We start from the raw sequence: 18651 nt of genomic DNA on the forward strand, positions 1-18651 counted from the left end.
GCGGATATGCGCACGCAGTCCTCATCTCGGAGGTCGCTTAGGCGTCGAGCTCGGTGAGTAGCTGGTCTATGCGGCGGCTGATGTCGTCGCGGGTGGTGCGGACCTCGTCGACGGGGCGTCCGGAGGGGTCGGGGAGGTCCCAGTCGATGTAGCGCACGCCGGGGACGAAGGGGCACTTGTCGCCGCAGCCCATCGTGACGACGACGTCGGCCCATTCCGCCAGCTCACGCGTGAGGAGCTTGGGCTCCTGGTCGCGGAGATCGATGCCGAACTCGTCCATAACGGTGAGCACCTCGGGATGGACCCGGTCCGCCGGCGTGGTGCCGGCGGAACGCCCTTCGTGCCGGCCTTCGGCGGCACGCTCAAACAACGCGCGGCTGATCTGCGAGCGCCCCGCGTTGTGCAGGCAGACGAACAACACGTGCGCCATCAGACGACCCCCTCGACGGCCTGGTTCGGGGTCGTTCGGCGGGCGCGGGAGCGGGCCGGGTCGCCGGGCAGGAGCAGCGACAGGAGGCCGGCGGCGAGGACCATGATCGCCGAGCCCCAGAGGCAGGCCTGGAGGCCCTGCCACTGGTAGAGGGCGCCGGAGAGGACGGTGCCGGAGAGCCGGCCGAAGGCGTTGGCCATGTAGTAGAAGCCGACGTTCATCGCGACCTTCGACCCCTCGGCGTAGGCGAGGATCAGGTACGAGTGCACCGCGCTGTTCATCGCGAACACGACGCCGAAGACGATGAGCCCGGCGACGATGACGACGTCCGGGTCGATCGAGGTGCTCATGGCGATCGCGATCGCGGCGGGGAAGGCGGCGAGGACGAACGCGAGCTTCGCGGCGGTGCGGCCGTCGGGGTCCTTCACGAACCGCGGTGCCGTCGCTTGGACGATCCCGTAGCCGATGGTCCACACGGCCATGAAGATCCCGACCTGCCAGAACGACCAGCCCATCACGGTCCGGAGGTAGACCGGGAGGCCGACGACGAACCAGACGTCGCGCGAGGCGAAGAGGAAGATCCGCGCGCCGGCCAGCAGGTTCACCGATCGGTTGTTCGAGAACATCTGCCGGAACTTCGCCGACGCGTCGGGCGTGCCGAGGTCGCCGCGCATGAAGATCAGCGTCCCCGCGAGGCCGGCGGCGACGAGGCCGGCGATGCACCCCAGCGCGGCCTGGAAACCGATGACGGTGAGCAGCAGGCCGCCGATGAAGAACCCGACGCCCTTCAGTGCGTTCTTGGAGCCGGTGAGGATCGCGACCCACTTGTAGAGGGCCCCCGGGGTGTCCTGCGGGACGACGAGCTTCACCGCGCTCTTCGACGACATCTTCGTCAGGTCCTTCGCGATCCCCGAGAGCGCCTGGGCGACCATGACGTAGGCGACGACGAGCCACGACTCGGGCACCAGGGCGAGCATCGCGAGCGCCGCGAGCTGGAAGGTCAGCCCGCCCAGCAGTGTCGACTTCAGTCCCCATCGTGCGGCGATGTAGCCGCCGACGAGGTTCGTAAGGATCCCGAAGACCTCGTAGAAGAGGAAGAGCGAGGCGACCTGCAGCGGGCTGTAGCCGAGCTCGTAGAAGTAAAAGAGGACCAGGACGCGGATCGCGCCGTCGGCGATCGTGTCCGCCCAGTACGCGCCCGTGACGACGACGTAGTTGCGCAGGTCCCCGCCGCGCTGCTCGGCGGCCGCGGTCGCGTCCTGGCCGTTCACGCCCGTGGCTCCAGGGAGGCGGCGACCTGGCCGGCGAGCTCGACCCAGCGGTTGACGTAGCCCCACTCGTTGTCGTACCAGGCCAGGATCTTCACCTGGGTCCTGTCGGTGACCATCGTCGACGGCGCGTCGACGATCCCCGACCGCGGGTCGTCCTTGAAGTCCACCGACACCAACGGCCGCGTCTCGTAGCCAAGGATCCCCTTGAGCGGGCCCTCCGCGGCGGTGCGAAGCAGCTCGTTGACCTCCTCGACGGTGGTCTCGCGCGCGACCTCGAAGACCGCGTCGGTGAGCGACGCGTTCAGCAGCGGCACCCGGATCGCGACACCGTCCAGCCGGCCCTGCAGCTCCGGGAAGATCAGCCCGATCGCCGTCGCGGACCCTGTGGTCGTCGGGATGAGCGAGAGGCCGGCGGCGCGGGCGCGGCGGAGGTCCTTGTGCGGCGCGTCGACGAGGGTCTGCGTGTTCGTGAGGTCGTGCAGCGTGGTGATCGACCCGCGCAGGATCCCGAGGCCTTCGTGGATGACCTTCACGACGGGCGCGAGGCAGTTCGTGGTGCATGACGCGGCCGTGAGGACATCGTGGGTGGCCGGGTCGTAGAGGTGGTCGTTGACGCCGACGACGACGTTCAGCGCCCCGCCGTCCTTCACCGGCGCGGCGACGATGACCTTCCGCACCCCGCGATCGAAGTACGGGGCCAGCGTCGCCTGAGTCTTGAGCTTGCCGGTGCCCTCGAGGACCACGTCGACGCCGAGCTCGTCCCACGGCACGTCGCCCGGGGCTGCATGCGCGCTGTAGCTCAGCGTCGTGCCGTCGATGGTGACGGTGTCACCGTCGGCGGCGATGTCGCGGTGCCAGCGGCCGTGAACGGAGTCGAACTCCAGAAGGTGCGCGGCGGTCGCTGCGTCGCCTGCGATCTCGTTGATGTGCACGAACTCGAGGTCCGGCCGGTCCAGGCCGGCGCGGAGAGCTAGGCGCCCCATGCGCCCGAAGCCGTTGATGCCGACGCGAACCGTCATGCGCAGTTCCCGGCGGTGAGGCACTCGGTGACGTCGCGGTGGGCGATCGTCATGACGTGGCCGCGGACGGTCGCGTCGTCGTAGCCGGCGAGGACCTGGTCCGAGCACGCCCGGATCTGCTGCTCGGAGAACCGGTCACCGAGGTCCTCTCGGACCGCCGGGAGGAGTCGCTCGAGGCGCAGCTGGTGGGCGGTGCGGTCGAGGTAGATGTCCTGCAGGTGCTCGTCGAGGAGGTTCTTGACGTGCTGCTCGATCTGGTCGCGGATCTCGCGGACCCGCTCGATCGGCAGCGTCGAAGGGTCTTCGACGTCCCACTCCTGGACCATCGCGGGGACGAACGGGCAGGCGTCGCCGCAGCCCATCGTCACGGCCCAGTCGGCGTGCAGCTGCATCTCGGTGGTGAGCTTCGTCGGCTTCTGCTGGGAGAGATCGATCCCCACCTCGGCCATCGCCTCGACGACGACAGGCCAGACCGCCTTGGCGGGCTGGGTGCCGGCGGACTCCGCTCGCACATCGTCGGGGGCGAGGCGGTCGAAGAACGCCTGGGCGATCTGGGACCGACCGGCGTTGTGGTTGCAGACGAACAGCACGTGGCGCATGAAGGGGTCCTCGGTGGTGGGGATCAGACGGGGCGGGGGTCAGCTCGTGGTGCCGGTGGATCGCCGCGGCGAGCGGCGGCCTCCTCGGCCGGGTACCAGCGCCGGCGGATCCAGAGCGCGACGTAGACCAGGCCGACGAGGACGGGAACCTCGATCAGCGGCCCGACGACACCGGCCAAGGCCTGGCCGGAGGTGGCGCCGAAGACGCCGATGGCCACCGCGATCGCGAGCTCGAAGTTGTTGCCCGCCGCGGTGAAGGCGAGGGACGCGGTGCGGGCGTAGGTCGCGCCGATGAGGCGTCCGGCGGCGAGGCCGGCGGAGAACATCACGGCGAAGTAGACGAGCAGCGGCAGCGCGATCCGAACGACGTCGAGCGGCTCGGACGTGATCGCGTCGCCCTGGATCGCGAAGAGCATCACGATCGTGAAGAGCAATCCGTAGAGCGCGAACGGCCCGATCTTCGGCAGGAACCTGGTCTCGTACGCCTCCTCACCCATGCGGCGCACCCCGATGTAGCGGGTGAGCGCGCCGGCGACCAGGGGGATGCCGAGGAAGATCAAGACGGTCCGTGCGACCTCCCAGATGCCGATCGAGAACCCCTGGCTGTCGAGGCCGAGGAGGTCCGGCAGGGCGGTGAGGTAGAACCAGCCCAGGACGCTGTAGGCGACGATCTGGAAGACCGAGTTGATCGCCACCAGCAGCGCGGTGGACTCGCGGTCCGCGCACGAGAGATCGCTCCAGATCAGGACCATGGCGATGCAGCGGGCGAGGCCGACGATGATCAGGCCGGTCCGGAACTCGGGCTGGTCGGCGAGGAAGATCCAGGCCAGCGCGAACATCACCGCCGGCCCGACCACCCAGTTGAGGACCAGCGACGCGCCGAGCATCTTGGCGGTCTCCGGGGAGCGGTCGCGGGCGACGTCGCCGTAGCGGACCTTTGCCAGCACCGGGTACATCATCAAGAGCAGCCCGAGCGCGATCGGTAGCGACACCGTGCCGATGCGGAGCTTGTCGAGGCCGTCGTTGATCGACGGGATCGCCGCCCCCAGGCCCAGGCCGACGGCCATCGCCAGCAGGATCCAGACGGGCAGGAAGCGGTCCAGCGTCGATAGGCGCTGCAGGACCGGTCGGTCCGCCGACGCGGTCGGTTCGGTGACGGTGGCCATGCCCCGCACCGTATCTAGTGACAGATGTCGATGCAATCGACAAACGTGACTTCTTTGTGTAGCTTGCTGTTTCGATGAACGTCGATCTGCAGCTCGAGCCGAAGACCAAGCGTGCCGCCGGCGCCCCGTGCTGCGAGCCCGTCGTCTACCCCGACGTCGACCGCGAAAAGGCCACCCGTCTGGCCGACGTCGCCAAAGCCCTCGGGGACCCGATCCGGCTGCAACTCGTGGACGTGCTGCGCAAGCACGCCGGCAAGGTCTGCGTCTGCGAGCTCGTGCCGCTCTTCGACGTCTCCCAGTCCACGCTGAGCCACCACCTCAAGAAGCTGCGCGACGCCGGCATCGTCGATTCCGAGCGCCAAGGCCTCTGGGCCTACTACTACGTGCTGCCCGGCGCGATCGACGAGCTCGCCGGCTGGCTCGGCTGACCCCTCCCCCACATCGAGGTCCTTCCATGAGCACGACCGACCGCAGCACCCTGACCGACGAGCAGCTCCGCGAGGAGGTCCGCCTGAAGTACGCGCAGGCCGCGACGCAGGGCTCGAGCTGCTGCAGCCCCGCCGTCGCCACGACCGACGAGCACGGCACCGAGGTCTTCGGCGCCGCCCTCTACGACGCCGACACCGCCGGCGAGGGCGGCAAGGCGATCGAGGGGTCGCTCGGGTGCGGCATCCCGACCGCCGTCGCCGCCCTGAAGGACGGCGACGTGGTGCTCGACCTCGGGTCCGGCACCGGCGGCGACGTCCTGATCTCGGCCCGCCGCGTCGCGCCGACGGGTCGGGCGATCGGGATCGACATGACCGACGAGATGCTCGACCAGGCCCGCAGGAACGCCGCGGACGCCGGCCTCGAGAACGTGGAGTTCCGCAAGGGCTACCTCGAAGACCTCCCCCTTGAGGACGCGTCCGTCGACGTCGTGATCTCCAACTGCGTCATCAACCTCGCCGGCGACAAGAACAAGGTCCTCGCCGAGGCCGCCCGCGTCCTCAGGCCCGGCGGCCGCTTCGCGGTCTCCGACGTCGTCGCCGACCCCGACATGGACGACGCCACCAAACGCGACATGCAGCAGTTCACCGGCTGCATCGCCGGCGCCCTCACCCGCCGCGAGTTCGAGACCGCCCTCGCCGCCGCGGGCCTGGTCGACGTCGAGATCCAAGAGACTCACCGCGTCCACGCCAAGGCCGGCTCCGCGATCGTCCGCGCCACCAAGCCGCGGTAGCGGGCCCACCGCACGGGGCGACTTGACCCTCGACCGAGGTCGAAGGCTTACGCTCGCGGGGTGCGGATCTCCGAAGCGGCCGAGCAGGCCGGGACCTCGGCGTCGGCGCTGCGGTACTACGAGAAAGTCGGGCTGACTCGGGCGCCGCGGACCGATGCGGGCTACCGGGTCTACGACCAAGCGACCCAGGACCGCGTCGCGTTCGTGCTGACCGTCAAGCGCCTCGGATTGCCTCTGCCGCGGATCCGTGAGCTGCTGGCGGTCTGGGACGCCCAGCCCTGCCGAACGGTGCAGGCTCGCCTCCGCGATCTCATTGACGAACAGCTCGAGGACACTCGGCGCCGGATGACCGAGCTGCGGGCGCTCGAGCGACAACTGCTCGACGGCCGCGCACGTCTGGACGGGCTGCCGGCCCGGAACCGGGCGTGCGACCCGGCCTGCCCGTTCCAGCAGCACCCGGCGGCATGAGCGCGCAGAGCGCTGCAGCACGGCTGGAACACCACCAGATTCCGGTCTACCTCGGTGCCGTCGTGGTCGGTGGCCTGATCGGGCTGGTGGCACCGGGGACGGAGCATGCGTTCGAGGCGCTGATCTACCCGGTGCTCGGGGCGCTGCTGTACGTGACGTTCCTGCAGGTGCCGTTCACGGCGTTGCGCGCCGCGTTCTCGGATCGACGGTTCCTGCTGGCCGCGATGGGCCTGAACTTCCTGATCGTGCCGGTCGTGGCGTTCGCGCTCAGCCGCCTGGCGCCCGGGGACCGCGCGATCGAGCTCGGCGTGCTGATGGTGCTGCTGACGCCGTGCATCGACTACGTCATCGTCTTCACGCGCCTGGCCGGCGGCAGCGACCGCCGGCTCCTGGCCGCCGCACCGCTCTTGATGCTTGCGCAGATGGCGCTGCTGCCCGCGTTCCTCTGGCTCTTCATGGGATCCGAGCTGGCCGACATCATCGAACCCGGACCGTTCATCGAGGCGTTCCTGATCCTGATCGCGCTCCCGCTTGCCCTGGCCTGGGCCACCGAGGCGTGGTCCAAGCGCTCCCCGGCCGGAGCACGGGTGAAGGACACCGCGGACCTCACGCCGGTCGCGCTGATGGCCCTGACGCTGGTGGTCGTGGTCGCATCGCAGTTCCCGCGAGTGCGCGACGACATCGGCGACGTCGCCGGCGTGGTGCCGCTCTACGTCGCGTTCCTCATCGTGATGGCCATCATCGGCCGTGCACTCGCGCTGCGGCTGCGGTTCGACGTTCCGGCGAGCCGCGCCCTCGTCTTCACCGGTGCGACGCGCAACTCGCTGGTCGTGCTCCCCCTGGCCCTGTCGCTCGGCGACGTGTATGCGATCACGGGCGCGGTGATCGTGACGCAGACGCTGGTCGAGATCCTCGGGATGGTCGCCTACGTCCGCCTCGCCCCACGGCTGCTCCCCGACCCTCCTACCACCGCTCCGGCCTGATCCAAACGCGCGGCCGGTACGTCAAGCGGCCGGGACGCGCGTGACCATCAGCACCGCCTCCGAGGCCGCCGCGCCCCGCCGCGGCGGTCGCCGGGGCCGGTTGCGTCCGGCGGGTCCGGGCGACGCTCTAGAGGATGTAGATCGGTGTGCCGACCGGCACGCGGTCGTAGAGCTCGATGACGTCGGGGATGTGCATGCGCAGGCAGCCGTGCGACGCGTTCGTTCCAATGGAAGCGTCGTCCGAGGTGCCGTGGATGCCGACGCCGTCGTAGATGCCCATCCACCGGGCCTTCAGCGGATTGGACGGGCCCGGCGGAACGACGGTGCCGGCGAGCTTGCCCGCCCAGGCGGAGTTCGGCACGTTCCAGGTCGGGTTGACGGCCTTGTTCGCGATCGTGTACTGCCCCGCCGGTGTGTCGTTGCCGGCTTTGCCGACGGAGATGCCGTAGGTCTTGGCGACCTTCATGCCCTTGTAGAGCGTCAGCTTGAAGGTCGCGCGGTTGGCGACGAGGACCGTGGAGTACCTCTTCCGGACGGCCGCCGTCGTCTCCTTCGGCTTGATCTTCGTCGTGTACGCAGAGACCTGATGGTTCGCGGAGGGGTCCTGGAGCGCGGTGCGGATGAGCTGCGCGACCTTCTCGCGCTTGAGCCGCAACCCGACGCGGCCCTCCTTCATCGACAGCTCGCCGTTCGCGAACTGGACGGACGCCGACTGGGGCTCGCGGTGCAGGCCCTTCTCGACGCGGTCGAGCAGCCGGGTGATCGCGTAGCGGTTGTAGGTGCTGGTCGGCGAGAAGTCCTTGCGGACCTCCTTGCCGGAGACCTTGTCGTACACGCGGGAGAAGGCGTTGCCGTCCTGCCCGAGCCGCACGGCCCGGTCGACGGCCTCGTCCAGGTCGACCTTGATGCCGGCGCCCTTCGCCGTCAGGTTCCACTCCTTCTCGCTGTGCACCACCCGGATGGGCTTGGAGAGACGGCTCGTCAGCTCCGTCTCGGCCTTGCGGCGCGCGGCGTCGCGCGTCATCCCGCCGACGTCCACACCACCGATGGTGACGCCCTCCGGGATGCCCTTCGTCGTGCTCGCGTCGGCGACGAGGACGCCACCCGTGGCGACGCTCAGCGCGGCCAACACCGTGGCGATGATCAGGACGGAACGTTGGCGCATCGGCAGAGTCAGGAGGGGATTTGGCGCATCGGGAGTGGTCGAACGGTAGCGGTTGTTCACCTACACCAAGCCCGGATCCCCTACGCGCCGCGGAGAACGCACGGGTCACCCGCGTCGAGAACGGCGGAGCGGCCGAGCGATACCACGCCACCCAGACGCCCGTGGCGACCCGCATCGGCGCGTCTGGGGACGATGCGCCGTGTGATGTCACGGGTTGGGCGCACCACCGGTTCGTGCCTCGATGTCGCTGATTGGCGGGGTGGGACGCCGACGGGGCCCGAAGGCAGAGACGGAGCAAAAGAACAGTTGAGTCATGCCATACTTCCTCGTATGGGCCGCATCAATCGCCGATCACTCCTCGCCGGAGCCGTACCCGTGCTCGGGGGCGCAGCCCTCCTCACGCGGGACGCGACCGCGGCAGGCATGGACCACTCGATGCATGCAGGCGCGGGACAACCTGCCGTCCAGCGCCCAGCCGGGGCGCACGACGGGCACGCGAACTTCCGCGACGCCCGGACCGTCGATCACAGAGCGAACGGCTTCGATCCGCACGACATCGTCCGGGACTTCGACCGCGGGACGACCAAGCGTCTGCCGTCGGGGCGGGTGTTGCGAGAGTGGACGCTCGTCGCCGGCGACCGCGAGATCGAGATCGCGCCCGGGATCCGCTTCGCGTCGTGGTCCTACAACGGCCGGATCCCCGGCCCGACGCTGCGATGCACCGAGGGCGAGCGGCTGCGGATCACGTTCGTCAACGGGTCCGCGCACCCGCACACGATCCACTTCCACGGCCTGCATCCCGCGACGATGGACGGCATCGCCGGCCAGGGCGCCGGCGAGATCCAGCCCGGTGGCAAGACGGTCTACGAATTCGACGCCCTCCCCGCAGGACTCCACCTCTACCACTGCCACGTCCGGCCGCTGGCCGAGCACATCGCCAAAGGGCTCTACGGCACGTTCATCGTCGACCCGAAGGAGCCGCGGGAGGACGCCGACGAGCTCGTGATGGTGATGAACGGGTTCGACACGAACTTCGACCGCGCCAACGAGTTCTACGCCGCCAACACGATCCCGTTCGCGTACATGAACAAGCCGATCAAGATCGAGCGCGACCGGCTCGTGCGGCTCTACCTGGTCAACATCCTCGAATACGACCTGATCAACAGCTTCCACCTCCACGGCAACCTCTTCGAGTACTTCCCGACCGGGACGAGCAAGACGCCGTCGGAGCTGACCGACACCGTGATGCTCTGCCAGGGCCAGCGGGGGATCGCGGAGTGGCGGTTCCCGTATCCCGGGAAGTACATGTTCCACGCCCACCAGTCCGAGTTCACGGAGCTCGGCTGGCAGGGCTTCTTCGAGGTCGCCTGATGAGCGCCCCGAACGCCCCCGCCCCAGCGGCCCCCCGCAAGGTGCCCGCATGGGTCCTCGGCCTGGTCCCGCTCCTGCTGATCGCAGTCGCGCTCGGATCGTTCCTCGCCCTCGACGGGCCCGGCATCGGCGACCGCGTCGGCCCCCCGGTCGAGGAACTCGCTGTCGAGAAGACGAAGCTCGAGCCTGGCACGATCGACCTCACCGTTCGCAACGACGGTCCCGATGCCGTGACGATCGCGCAGGCGCAGGTCAACGACGCGTTCGTCCAGTTCAGTGGGGCGGACCGCCCGATCGACCGCCTGACCACCGCGACCGTCCGGCTGCAGCAGCCGTGGGTCGAGGGCGAGGCGTACTCCGTCGTGCTGCTCACGTCGACCGGCGCGACGATCCCGCACGAGATCCCCGTCGCCGTGGCCACCCCGCAGAACGACACCGGCTTCTTCGGACTCATGGCCCTCCTGGGGATCTACGTCGGCGTGATCCCCGTAGCGCTCGGCATGCTCTGGCTTCCGTGGTTGCGCCGCGTCCCCCCTGCCTGGATGCGGGGGCTGATGGCCCTGACCATCGGGTTGCTGGTGTTCCTCGCGATCGACGCGACGCTCGAGGGCTTCGAGCTCGCCGACACGGGATCGCAAGCCTTCGGCGGACGGGCGCTGGTCCTCATCGGCGCGGTCTCCTCGTTCCTGTTGTTGACCGGCGTATCGGAGTACGTGCGAGGGCGCAAAGCGCGGGCCGAGTCGGACGGGGCATCGGGCGGGACGCTTGCGCTCCTGGTGGCTATCGGAATCGGACTGCACAACCTCGGAGAGGGCGTGGCGATCGGCGCCGCCTACGCGACCGGTGCCCTGGCGCTGGGCGCGTTCCTCGTCGTCGGATTCGCGCTGCACAACACCACGGAGGGGCTCGCCGTCGTCGCCCCGGTCGCCCGCGAGACGCCTTCCCTGCGTCGTCTCGCGCTCCTGGGCCTGATAGCCGGATTCCCCGCCGTGATCGGTGCGTGGATCGGGGCTGCCGCGTTCAACTCCAGCGTCGCAGCGTTCCTCTTCGGCTTCGGCGCCGGTGCCATCGTCCAGGTCATCGCACAGCTGGCCCCGTCGCTGCGCGACGACGAGGGGCGCACGCTGCACCCCGTCGCCGTGGGCGGGATGCTCGCCGGTCTGGTCCTGATGTTCGGGACCGGGCTGCTCGTCAGCGTCTGACCAGGGGCGTCGGGGCCGCGGGCCGGACGGCCGCACCAGCGGGGACATCGAGCGAGCGGAGCCGGCGCCGCCGCGGGAGCGGGCTCCCGCGGCGGCGCGACGCAGCTCCGCTGCCCCTTGCCACCGCGTCGCATGGAGTGGGCACCGGCTCGCGCGCTCGACTACGCAGCGAGAACTCCCGATGTGGCCTTCGCCACCCGGTGTCCCTTCCTCGCCGCGCCCGGTCAGGGTAACAACGAGTACTACGGCCCGTAGGAGCATCGCGGGCGGTCCGCGGACGAGGGTGCTACTGGTCCTGGAGCTCGCGGGCGAGGCGCGCTCTGCCCAGCGCGCGTGCGCGGCGCACCTGGAGGTCCCCGGTAGGCCAGATCGCCAGCGAAGCACCGAGCGCCATAATCAGGCTGCCGATCCAGATCCACGTGACCAGCGGCGAGCTGATGACCTGGAACGTCACCGGCGACGGCCGTCGGCCATAGAAGGTGGCCAGGCTGATCGCCGCCTCCGCGCCGCGAGCGAACGGCGCGTCAGCGCCCGCGAGCTGCTTGTCGAGCGCCTGGTAGACGTCGACGAGCGCATCGCCGTCGGGCTGCATCGCGACCCACAGGTCGCGCGTCAGGCCGGCGTCGAGGGCCACCTCGGTGGCCGCCTCGCCGTTGAAGTACCGGCCGACCGGCCCGTCGGCGGGGTTCGACGACGGGAAGAACTCGCGGGTCGGTCGGATCGTGCTGATCCGCCGACCGTCGCGGTAGACGCCGACCTTCGCACCGACGATGAGCTTCTCGATCCGCTGGTCGCGGAGGCGGTAGTCGCCGATCGCCGCCTCGTACCGCAGCGTGTAGTCGCCGACCGACAGCTCCTGACCGACGGTCGCCCGGGTGCGCTCCGTCTCCTTCAGCGCCGAGGACGCCGCGACGGCGAGGACCAGGACCGCGAAGCCCACGTGCACCAGATAGCCGCCGTACCGGCGCCGGTTGCGGCCGACCAGGCGGGGCAGGGCGACGGGATAGGACTCGCCGGTCGCGACCCGCCGCGACCGGACACCGCGGACGAGCTCCTGGCCGATGGAGCCCAAGACGAACCCTCCGAGAGCAAGGGCCGCCGCAACGTCGACGCGCGCACTCCCTCCCAGGAGCGACCCCACGAGCAGGACCGTCCCGGCAACGGCCAGCGGCGCGCGGAGCTGCCGCCAGAGGTGCCGCCGCGTCGTCCGGCGCCACGCGAGCAGCGGGCCGAGCCCCATCAGTCCGACGAGCGTGAGCCCGAGGGGCCCGACCCACCAGCCCCAGGTCGAGGACGCCCACGGCCGCTGCTTGCCGGTCAGCACCTCGCTGATCAGCGGGAAGAACGTCCCCCAGAGGATCACCACGACGAGCAGGACCAGGACGACGTTCCCGAGCAGGAAGACGGCTTCTCGGGAGGTGAGCGAATCGATCCGGTGCTCCGAGCGCAAGGACTCCCGGCGCCAGGTGACCAGCGCGATCGACCCACCGGTCATGAGGACGAGGAGCCCGAGGAACTGCGCTCCGACGGTCGAGTTCCCGAAGGCGTGGATGGAGGAGAGCACGCCCGAGCGGACGATGAACGTGCCCAGGATGCAGAGGATCCCGGTGGCGAGGATCAGCGAGACGTTCCAGGTGCGGAGCATCCCCCGCTTCTCCTGGATCATCACGGAGTGGATGAAGGCGGTGCCGATGATCCACGGCATCAGCGACGCGTTCTCGACGGCGTCCCAGCCCCAGTAGCCGCCCCAGCCCAGCTCGGCGTAGGACCAGCGCGATCCCAGCACGATGCCGATGCCCAGGAGCAGCCAGGCGCCCAGCGCGTAGCGCCGGGTGTGGCGGATCCAGTCCGACCCGACGTGCCCCGCGGCCAGCGCGCCGACCGCGAACGCGAACGGCACCGCGAACAGCGTGTAGCCGCTGTAGAGCATCGGCGGGTGGATCATCATGCTCGGGTACTGCAGGAGCGGGTTCAGACCCTCCCCCTGCAGCGGCACCGGCGAGCTCAACCGGAACGGCGAGCTGTAGAAGACGAGCAGCAGCAGGAAGAACAGGCCCAGCCCGAGCAGGACGGCCTGCGCCCACGGCACCACATCGGCCATCCGGCGCCCGGCGAGCCGGACGACGAGCGAGCTCCACAGGCTCAGCAGCCAGACCCACAGCAGCAGCGAGCCCTCCTGCGAGCTCCAGGGCGCCGCCATCCGGTACCCCAGCGGCGTCGTCGACGACGAGTGGCTCGCGACGACGTCGAACGTCAGGTCGGTGCGGATGAACGCGATCTCGACGAGGACGAAGCACGCCGTCGTCAGCGCGGCGACCACGTAGATCGCGCGGCGCCCGGAGCGGACCCACGCGGCGCCGTGACCGTTCAGTCCCCCGTCGGCGACGGCCTGCAGCTTCCGCGCACCGACGAGGCTCGCCACCGCGCCGTAGGCCGCGACGAGCAGTGCGAGGACGAGAAAGCCACGTCCGAGGAGGTCCATACCTCAGTCCTGTCGGCCTTGAAGGTCCATCAGGCGTTCTTCACGGAGCGCTTGCTGCTCGGATTCGCGCAGACCGCGGATGAAGAGGACCCCGAACGCGACGCCCATGATCAGCACCTGCTCGGTGGCCATCAGTGCTCCGGCCATGCCCTGGTCGGCGATGGCGGAGAGGCCCCAGTAGGTCGGCTGGTCGGCGTAGAAGTCGTAGAGCGCCTTCGGGGCGAAGGTGAGCGCCATGCCCAGGAGGCCGACGGTCACCTTCGTGACGCCCATGTAGGCCATCGGGGCCATCGCCGTCATGCGGTCCCGGCCGGGGATCGGGCGGAGGAGATGCCACCAGTACAGAAGCCCGATCGCGGTGAAGGTCATGTGCTCCAGCAGGTGGACGGTGGGCGAGCGCGACGCGGCGTTGTAGAGGGCGGGGACGTGCCAGATCCACATCCCGAGGGTGTAGGCGGCGAGGCCGAACCAGGGCGAGGCGAGGAAGCCGATCCGTCGCTCGATCCAGAGGATGCGGCGCGTGATCGGTCGCATCAGCACGCGGTTGAGCCCGAACAGCAGCAGCAGCGGGAAGACGTCCAGCAGCAGCAGGTGCTGGACCATGTGCATGACGAGCAGGTAGTCGCCGAGCTCGTCGATCGGGTTGCCCTGCGCGACGATCAGCGTCAACCCGCCGGAGGCGAACGAGACCAGTCGCCACACCGGTGCGTGAGCGCGGTCGGGCGAGCGACGCACCGTCACCCACCGCCTCAGGTAGACGGCGATCAGGACGCTCGCCAGGAGCGACGGTGCGAGCTCGGGGCCCCAGACGATCGGTGGCGACACGATGCGACAGTCTGCCAGCTGCTCCTACATTTCGTAGGAGTGCCGCTAGTTTCGTCGGATGCGCGTTTCAGCGATCTGGGCAGAAGACCGACGGCGGTGGCACGTGGCGCTGGCGCTCGTCACGCTCGCGGGTCTCGGTCTTCGCCTCTGGGGCATCGGGTGGGGACTGCCGTTCGCCTACAACCTCGACGAGCGGGCGCACTTCGTCCCCAGGGCGGTCGGCTTCTTCCAGAACGGGTCGCTCGACCCCGACTACCAGCTCAACCCCGCGGGCCTGATGCAGTGGATCGCGGGGGCGCTCTGGCTGTTTCGCGGCGGGCGGGACGGGGTCGTCGACGGGTGGGCGACGGACCCGGGCTCGATCTGGATCACCGCGCGGGTGGCATCCGCGGTGCTCTCCACGTCGGCGATCGTGGTGCTGTACGCCGCCGGGGCGCGGATGTTCGACCGACGGACCGGCCTGGTGGCGGCGGCGCTGCTGGCGTTCTCGTTCCTTCCGGCGCACTACGGGAAGCTGGCGCTCAACGATGCACCGTCGTTGGCGCCGAGTGCTCTGGCGTTGTTCGCGATCGCTGGGATCGTCCGCTTCGGTCGCCGCCGCGACTACCTCCTGGCCGGCGCCGCCCTTGGACTGGCGGTGGGGTTCAAGTACAACGCCGCGTTCCTCGGCCTGCCGCTGCTGACCGCGGTGGGCATGCACGCCGCCGGCGGTCTGCGGGCGGACGGTGACCAACACCCGCCGCCCGGCGCTGGGCGGCTGCCGAACTGGCGTGCGGCCGCGGTCGGCCTGCTCATCGTGGCGGCCTCGGCCTTCGTGGCGTTCTTCGCCATGGACCCCTACGCGGTGCTGCGCCCGGGGTTCTTCCGCAGCGAGCTCGAGCATCTCTCGGACTACACCGCCGGGGGTCTGCTGCTCGGGGAGACGGAGCGGTCGGGGTATCGCTACTACGCGTGGGCGCTTCTCTGGGGCTTCGGCGTCGTCCCGGCGCTGCTCCTGGCGATCGGCGTCGCCCGGGGAGCATGCCGGCACCGGTGGCAGGCGTTGTTGCTCGTGCCCGCACCCGTGGTGTTCGTCGCGCTCATCGGATCGCAGGGCCGGTACTTCGCCCGGTACGAGCTGCCGATCTATCCGCTGCTCGCGCTCCTGGCGGCCTCGGGAGGGGTCTGGGTCCTGGAGTTCCTCCTCGCCCGCCTGCGGATCGCCGGCCGGGCGCGCCTCGCCGCCGGAGCCGTCCTGACCGCCGCGGCGTTCGCGCAGGGCATCGTCCTGATCGCGCACAGCAACGTCGTGCTGTCCCGGCCCGACACCCGCACCACCGCGCGGGAATGGATGGTGCGCAACATCCCGGCGGGGACGCCGATCGTGGTCGAGCCCATGGTGCCCCGCGAGTGGTACGCCGACGGCGCGTCCCTGCGGAGCGCATCCTCCCGAGCCGAGTACCGGTGGCCGCGCCTGACGCGGACCGGCGCCGACAAACGACGCCTCGCGCGGGCCCATCCTCGCCTAGCCAGCCGGATCGGACGCGCGGCGGACTTCGCCAACCACGGCTTCACGCTCTTCCCAGGGATGCTCGACTTCTACCGCGAGAACGGTGCGTGCTGGGTGATCTCCGGGTCGATGCAGAGCGGACGGGTCCAGAACAACCCTGCCCGGGTCCCCGATGCCGTGCGCTACTACCGCGCCCTCGAGCGCCAGGCCGTCCTGCGCTTCTCGATCTCGCCGTTCGACGGGCCCGAAGCGAAGGACTACTTCCAGTACGACAAGGCGTTCAACTTCGTGCAGCTGCGCTACCGGCTTCCCGGGCCATCCGTGCGGGTCTACCGCCTGAAGGACTGCTCTCCCGGCGTCGATACGCAGCGCATCCGAAGGGCTGGGTGACGAAGTACTCCCTCGTCTGGCGGCGCGCGTCGGCCGGACAGACCGGGGGCGTGGAGGTCGAGATGGTGCGTCGGCGGGACGCGCCCTGGCGGAACAGGTCCGTCGAGTCCGCCTCTGAACGTACGACCGTTGTCCAGGCGAGGGAGTCTGCGGCGATCGCGGCCGATGACCGGGCGGGGCCCGGCCGAGGGCTCCCTCGTCGCGAACCCGGAGGTCACCACGATGTCGAAGAAGCTCATGGCCATGCTCGCCGTCGTCGTTCTCGGCGCGGGATTCGTCTACAAGACGGTGCTCGCCGCCCCGACCGAGGCCGGTGCCGAACCGAAGCTCCAGGGCGTCGTCTACGTCCTGCCCAAGGAGTTCCTCGTCAACCTCTCCGACGGGCGCTACGCCAAGTTCTCCGTCGCCGTCGTTCTTCCCGAGACGCCAGAGGCCCACGGCGAGGAGACACCTCCCGAAGGCTACGGTCCGCTCGCCGAGGAAGCGGTCATCAGAACCGTCGTCGTCGATGTCGTCGGCGCCTCGACCGGCGACGCCCTGACGACGGCCAAGGGTCGGTCGGCCGTTCGACGTCGGATCCTCCGACGCATAGAGCGGGAGACCGACGCGGAAGCGAAGGACGTGCTCTTTCCCGACATCACCGTGCAGTGACGTCGTCGGACGCACGCTCGATGGACCGAGGTGCGATCTGTCGATCGTTGAGCGCGCCATCCTGACGAAGTCCGACGATGGGTAGGAGAATCGACCGGATTCCTGGTACCTTTCGGCACGCCGAGTCCCCGGGAGCCGTCCCCGGGGAGCGGGGGACCCAGGTGTTTTGGGGCTTGTCCACGACCTTTGTGGAGGCGCGACTCTTTCAGCGCCAGCCCGTCAGCTAACCCCGTAGGCCGACGAGAGAGCTGCTCCACATGTCATCACGCCCGGCGCGCCGCGCCGCCCTCATCAGCGCCCTGGCCTTGCTGGCCTGCGGGGGACCCATCACGCAGGCTGCCTCCGCAGCCGGCGTCCCGGGTGGGGGCGGAACCCCGGCCCCGACCGCGACGACCCCAGCGACTGCCGCCGCCCCCGCCCCTGCACCTCCGACGGTGTCGGAGACGCAGACGGTGAAACTGACGCGCTCGCAGGTGAAGAGCGTCCAGCGGCGGGCCCGCGTCCGGGCCGACGGGGCGATCGGCAGCAGGACGCGTGCTGCGCTCAAGAGGTACCAGGCGAAGAAGCGGCTGGTCCGCACCGGGCGACCGAACCTCCAGACGCTGAAGGCCATGAAGCTCGCGTTCGCGAAGAAGGTCGAGCAGCAGCTGGTCGCGCGCCAGCGCACTGCGGCACCGCTGGCCGGAGCCGTTCCCGGATTCGTCTTCCCGATCCAAGGCTCGTGGTCCTTCGGGGGTTCGGCCACGGCGTTCGGTGACCGGGGAGGCGCGCACGAAGGCGTCGACCTCCTCTCCGCCTGCGGGACGCCGGTCGTCGCCGCCTCCAGCGGGACGGTGAAGGCCAACGCGGATCAGTCCGCCGCCGGCAATTACCTCGTGCTCACCGACACGCCTTCGGGCGAGGACCAGGCGTACATGCACCTGCAGTCCGCCTCCCCGCTGCGGCCCGGCACTCGCGTCGAGGCGGGCTCGCCGATCGGCGCAGTCGGCGACACGGGCAACGCGACGGCCTGCCTCCTGCACTTCGAGCTCTGGGGCGCTCCGGGGTGGCAGGACGGCAAGCCGCGCGACCCGAGCGGCGACCTCGAGTCGTGGGGCGGGACCCCCACGCCCGCCGCCCGCTGACCCCCGACCGCCTCGCGTCGGCCAGGCGCTCTTCCTAAGCTAAGGCGTCCCGAACGTTCCGGCGGCTGCGCGCGACGAGATCCACATCCCGGAGCGGCGGAGCCACCCCACGGACGGACGACTCGGGGCTCCGCACCCTTCGCTCCAGATCGCCCCGCACGGGATCGGGGTCTCGTTCGCGTGCCCACGCACTCGGTCGATCGACGGAGTCGGTAGGCGCTCGACATCGGCACGTTCCGGCGCTTCGACATCATTCCTACACCATGTAGGACTTTCGCTACGATGCGGACCTGCAGATCGCGCCGATGCCCCGCCCAGACGCCCCAGCCCCAATGCACATCGGACTGCACCGGCCCCTCCGCCGGCGGCACCCGTCAGCTTCGGTGGCCGGCGCGTGCGTGCTCGACGTGGTCGCGAGCCAGACCCAGCAGGCCGCTGACGTGGTCGTCGTCGAGGCTGTAGAGCACGCTGCGCCCGACCTTCCGCCGCTTCACGACGTGCGCGGTGCGGAGGAGGCGCAGCGCGTGCGAGCACGCGGTCTCCGACAGGCCCGCGGCCTCCGCCAGACCGCCGACGTGCATCTCCGGCGTCTCCATCAAGGCCAGGATCACCCGCAGGCGACCCGGGTCCGCGAGCACGCGAAAGGTCTCCGCGAGCTCATCGACCTCACCGTCCCGCCACGGCACTCCGGCCTGCACCGGCGCACCGGACGATGCCGCCGCGACGCGACTGTCTGGTCCGCTCACGCCCTCAAGCGTATCCCGGCCCCCGTACCGACCCACACGCCGCGCTCGACG

18 protein-coding genes and 1 riboswitch are annotated in these 18651 nt (G+C 70.1%); of the genes, 9 read left to right on the forward strand and 9 right to left on the reverse strand.

Going from position 1 to position 18651, the window contains the following annotated elements; genetic code table 11:
• Positions 1–37: 37 nt before the first annotated feature.
• From AB0L40_RS00860 to arsB, 5 genes are read right to left on the reverse strand one after another with little or no spacing between them, the layout of a single operon-like run.
• Complete coding sequence (locus AB0L40_RS00860) at positions 38–430, reverse strand: arsenate reductase ArsC (protein WP_364347737.1); 393 nt, start codon at positions 428–430, stop codon at positions 38–40.
• On the reverse strand, positions 430–1701 hold the full coding sequence (arsJ, locus tag AB0L40_RS00865) for an organoarsenical effux MFS transporter ArsJ (protein WP_364347740.1): 1272 nt from the start codon (positions 1699–1701) through the stop codon (positions 430–432). Before arsJ ends, AB0L40_RS00860 begins: the two co-directional genes overlap by 1 nt.
• On the reverse strand, positions 1698–2720 hold the full coding sequence (locus AB0L40_RS00870) for an ArsJ-associated glyceraldehyde-3-phosphate dehydrogenase (protein ID WP_364347743.1): 1023 nt from the start codon (positions 2718–2720) through the stop codon (positions 1698–1700). The genes arsJ and AB0L40_RS00870 overlap by 4 nt, the downstream gene beginning before the upstream one ends.
• Positions 2717–3319, reverse strand: coding sequence for an arsenate reductase ArsC (locus AB0L40_RS00875; RefSeq protein WP_364347746.1), 603 nt, complete (start codon positions 3317–3319; stop codon positions 2717–2719). The genes AB0L40_RS00870 and AB0L40_RS00875 overlap by 4 nt, the downstream gene beginning before the upstream one ends.
• A gap of 23 nt (positions 3320–3342) precedes the next feature.
• Positions 3343–4485, reverse strand: coding sequence for an ACR3 family arsenite efflux transporter (gene arsB / locus AB0L40_RS00880; protein WP_364347749.1), 1143 nt, complete (start codon positions 4483–4485; stop codon positions 3343–3345).
• A gap of 74 nt (positions 4486–4559) precedes the next feature.
• Here arsB and AB0L40_RS00885 point away from each other — a divergent pair, with 74 nt between their 5' ends.
• The 4 genes from AB0L40_RS00885 to AB0L40_RS00900 are packed head-to-tail and all read left to right on the forward strand — an operon-like array spanning position 4560 to position 7155.
• Entirely contained in the window at positions 4560–4913 is a 354-nt protein-coding gene (locus AB0L40_RS00885; RefSeq protein WP_364347752.1) for a metalloregulator ArsR/SmtB family transcription factor, read from the forward strand.
• A 26-nt stretch (positions 4914–4939) separates the two neighbouring features.
• On the forward strand, positions 4940–5704 hold the full coding sequence (arsM, locus tag AB0L40_RS00890; protein WP_364347755.1) for an arsenite methyltransferase: 765 nt from the start codon (positions 4940–4942) through the stop codon (positions 5702–5704).
• 60 nt (positions 5705–5764) lie between these two features.
• On the forward strand, positions 5765–6172 hold the full coding sequence (locus AB0L40_RS00895) for a MerR family transcriptional regulator (RefSeq protein WP_364347758.1): 408 nt from the start codon (positions 5765–5767) through the stop codon (positions 6170–6172).
• Positions 6169–7155, forward strand: a complete 987-nt coding sequence (locus AB0L40_RS00900) for a bile acid:sodium symporter (RefSeq protein ID WP_364347761.1) — start codon at positions 6169–6171, stop codon at positions 7153–7155. The genes AB0L40_RS00895 and AB0L40_RS00900 overlap by 4 nt, the downstream gene beginning before the upstream one ends.
• 127 nt (positions 7156–7282) lie before the next feature.
• On the opposite strand, the gene AB0L40_RS00905 is transcribed toward AB0L40_RS00900, so the two are convergent.
• Positions 7283–8320, reverse strand: a complete 1038-nt coding sequence (locus tag AB0L40_RS00905; protein ID WP_364347764.1) for a L,D-transpeptidase/peptidoglycan binding protein — start codon at positions 8318–8320, stop codon at positions 7283–7285.
• Positions 8321–8650: 330 nt separating this feature from the next.
• Here AB0L40_RS00905 and AB0L40_RS00910 point away from each other — a divergent pair, with 330 nt between their 5' ends.
• Together AB0L40_RS00910 and AB0L40_RS00915 are read left to right on the forward strand one after the other, a co-directional pair.
• Positions 8651–9691 carry a multicopper oxidase domain-containing protein gene (locus AB0L40_RS00910; protein WP_364347767.1) on the forward strand — a complete coding sequence of 347 codons (1041 nt, stop codon included), beginning with the start codon at positions 8651–8653 and terminating at the stop codon, positions 9689–9691.
• A complete protein-coding gene (locus AB0L40_RS00915) occupies positions 9691–10893 on the forward strand; it encodes a ZIP family metal transporter (RefSeq protein ID WP_364347770.1) in 1203 nt (400 codons plus the stop codon). The genes AB0L40_RS00910 and AB0L40_RS00915 overlap by 1 nt, the downstream gene beginning before the upstream one ends.
• Positions 10894–11179: 286 nt before the next feature.
• On the opposite strand, the gene AB0L40_RS00920 is transcribed toward AB0L40_RS00915, so the two are convergent.
• Both AB0L40_RS00920 and AB0L40_RS00925 read right to left on the reverse strand, forming a co-directional pair.
• The gene (locus AB0L40_RS00920) at positions 11180–13375 is read right to left on the reverse strand and encodes a cytochrome c-type biogenesis CcmF C-terminal domain-containing protein (RefSeq protein WP_364347773.1); all 2196 of its coding nucleotides are present in this window, start codon (positions 13373–13375) and stop codon (positions 11180–11182) included.
• 3 nt (positions 13376–13378) lie between these two features.
• Entirely contained in the window at positions 13379–14200 is an 822-nt protein-coding gene (locus tag AB0L40_RS00925) for a cytochrome c oxidase assembly protein (protein WP_364347776.1), read from the reverse strand.
• A gap of 58 nt (positions 14201–14258) precedes the next feature.
• Here AB0L40_RS00925 and AB0L40_RS00930 point away from each other — a divergent pair, with 58 nt between their 5' ends.
• The 3 genes from AB0L40_RS00930 (at position 14259) to AB0L40_RS00940 (ending at position 17854) form a co-directional block, all read left to right on the forward strand.
• On the forward strand, positions 14259–16079 hold the full coding sequence (locus tag AB0L40_RS00930; protein ID WP_364347779.1) for a glycosyltransferase family 39 protein: 1821 nt from the start codon (positions 14259–14261) through the stop codon (positions 16077–16079).
• A gap of 222 nt (positions 16080–16301) precedes the next feature.
• On the forward strand, positions 16302–16730 hold the full coding sequence (locus AB0L40_RS00935) for a flagellar basal body-associated FliL family protein (RefSeq protein WP_364347782.1): 429 nt from the start codon (positions 16302–16304) through the stop codon (positions 16728–16730).
• A 108-nt stretch (positions 16731–16838) separates the two neighbouring features.
• Positions 16839–16983: riboswitch (cyclic di-AMP (ydaO/yuaA leader) on the forward strand.
• Positions 16984–17182: 199 nt separating this feature from the next.
• A complete protein-coding gene (locus tag AB0L40_RS00940; protein ID WP_364347785.1) occupies positions 17183–17854 on the forward strand; it encodes a peptidoglycan DD-metalloendopeptidase family protein in 672 nt (223 codons plus the stop codon).
• Between the two features lie 374 nt (positions 17855–18228).
• On the opposite strand, the gene AB0L40_RS00945 is transcribed toward AB0L40_RS00940, so the two are convergent.
• Positions 18229–18600, reverse strand: coding sequence for a metalloregulator ArsR/SmtB family transcription factor (locus AB0L40_RS00945; protein WP_364347788.1), 372 nt, complete (start codon positions 18598–18600; stop codon positions 18229–18231).
• Positions 18601–18651: the final 51 nt, after the last annotated feature.

Origin of the sequence: Patulibacter sp. NPDC049589, from assembly GCF_040675535.1 — a bacterium.
GTDB lineage: Bacteria > Actinomycetota > Thermoleophilia > Solirubrobacterales > Solirubrobacteraceae > Patulibacter.

Coding starts and splice junctions, on each gene's coding strand:
- AB0L40_RS00915 (WP_364347770.1), top strand. CDS start 9,691: ATGAGCGCCCCGAACGCCCCCGCCCCAGCGGCCCCCCGCAAGGTGCCC.
- AB0L40_RS00905 (WP_364347764.1), bottom strand. CDS start 8,320: ATGCGCCAACGTTCCGTCCTGATCATCGCCACGGTGTTGGCCGCGCTG.
- AB0L40_RS00920 (WP_364347773.1), bottom strand. CDS start 13,375: ATGGACCTCCTCGGACGTGGCTTTCTCGTCCTCGCACTGCTCGTCGCG.
- AB0L40_RS00935 (WP_364347782.1), top strand. CDS start 16,302: ATGTCGAAGAAGCTCATGGCCATGCTCGCCGTCGTCGTTCTCGGCGCG.
- AB0L40_RS00885 (WP_364347752.1), top strand. CDS start 4,560: ATGAACGTCGATCTGCAGCTCGAGCCGAAGACCAAGCGTGCCGCCGGC.
- AB0L40_RS00910 (WP_364347767.1), top strand. CDS start 8,651: ATGGGCCGCATCAATCGCCGATCACTCCTCGCCGGAGCCGTACCCGTG.
- arsM (WP_364347755.1), top strand. CDS start 4,940: ATGAGCACGACCGACCGCAGCACCCTGACCGACGAGCAGCTCCGCGAG.
- AB0L40_RS00900 (WP_364347761.1), top strand. CDS start 6,169: ATGAGCGCGCAGAGCGCTGCAGCACGGCTGGAACACCACCAGATTCCG.
- arsB (WP_364347749.1), bottom strand. CDS start 4,485: ATGGCCACCGTCACCGAACCGACCGCGTCGGCGGACCGACCGGTCCTG.
- AB0L40_RS00930 (WP_364347779.1), top strand. CDS start 14,259: ATGCGCGTTTCAGCGATCTGGGCAGAAGACCGACGGCGGTGGCACGTG.
- AB0L40_RS00870 (WP_364347743.1), bottom strand. CDS start 2,720: ATGACGGTTCGCGTCGGCATCAACGGCTTCGGGCGCATGGGGCGCCTA.
- AB0L40_RS00860 (WP_364347737.1), bottom strand. CDS start 430: ATGGCGCACGTGTTGTTCGTCTGCCTGCACAACGCGGGGCGCTCGCAG.
- AB0L40_RS00875 (WP_364347746.1), bottom strand. CDS start 3,319: ATGCGCCACGTGCTGTTCGTCTGCAACCACAACGCCGGTCGGTCCCAG.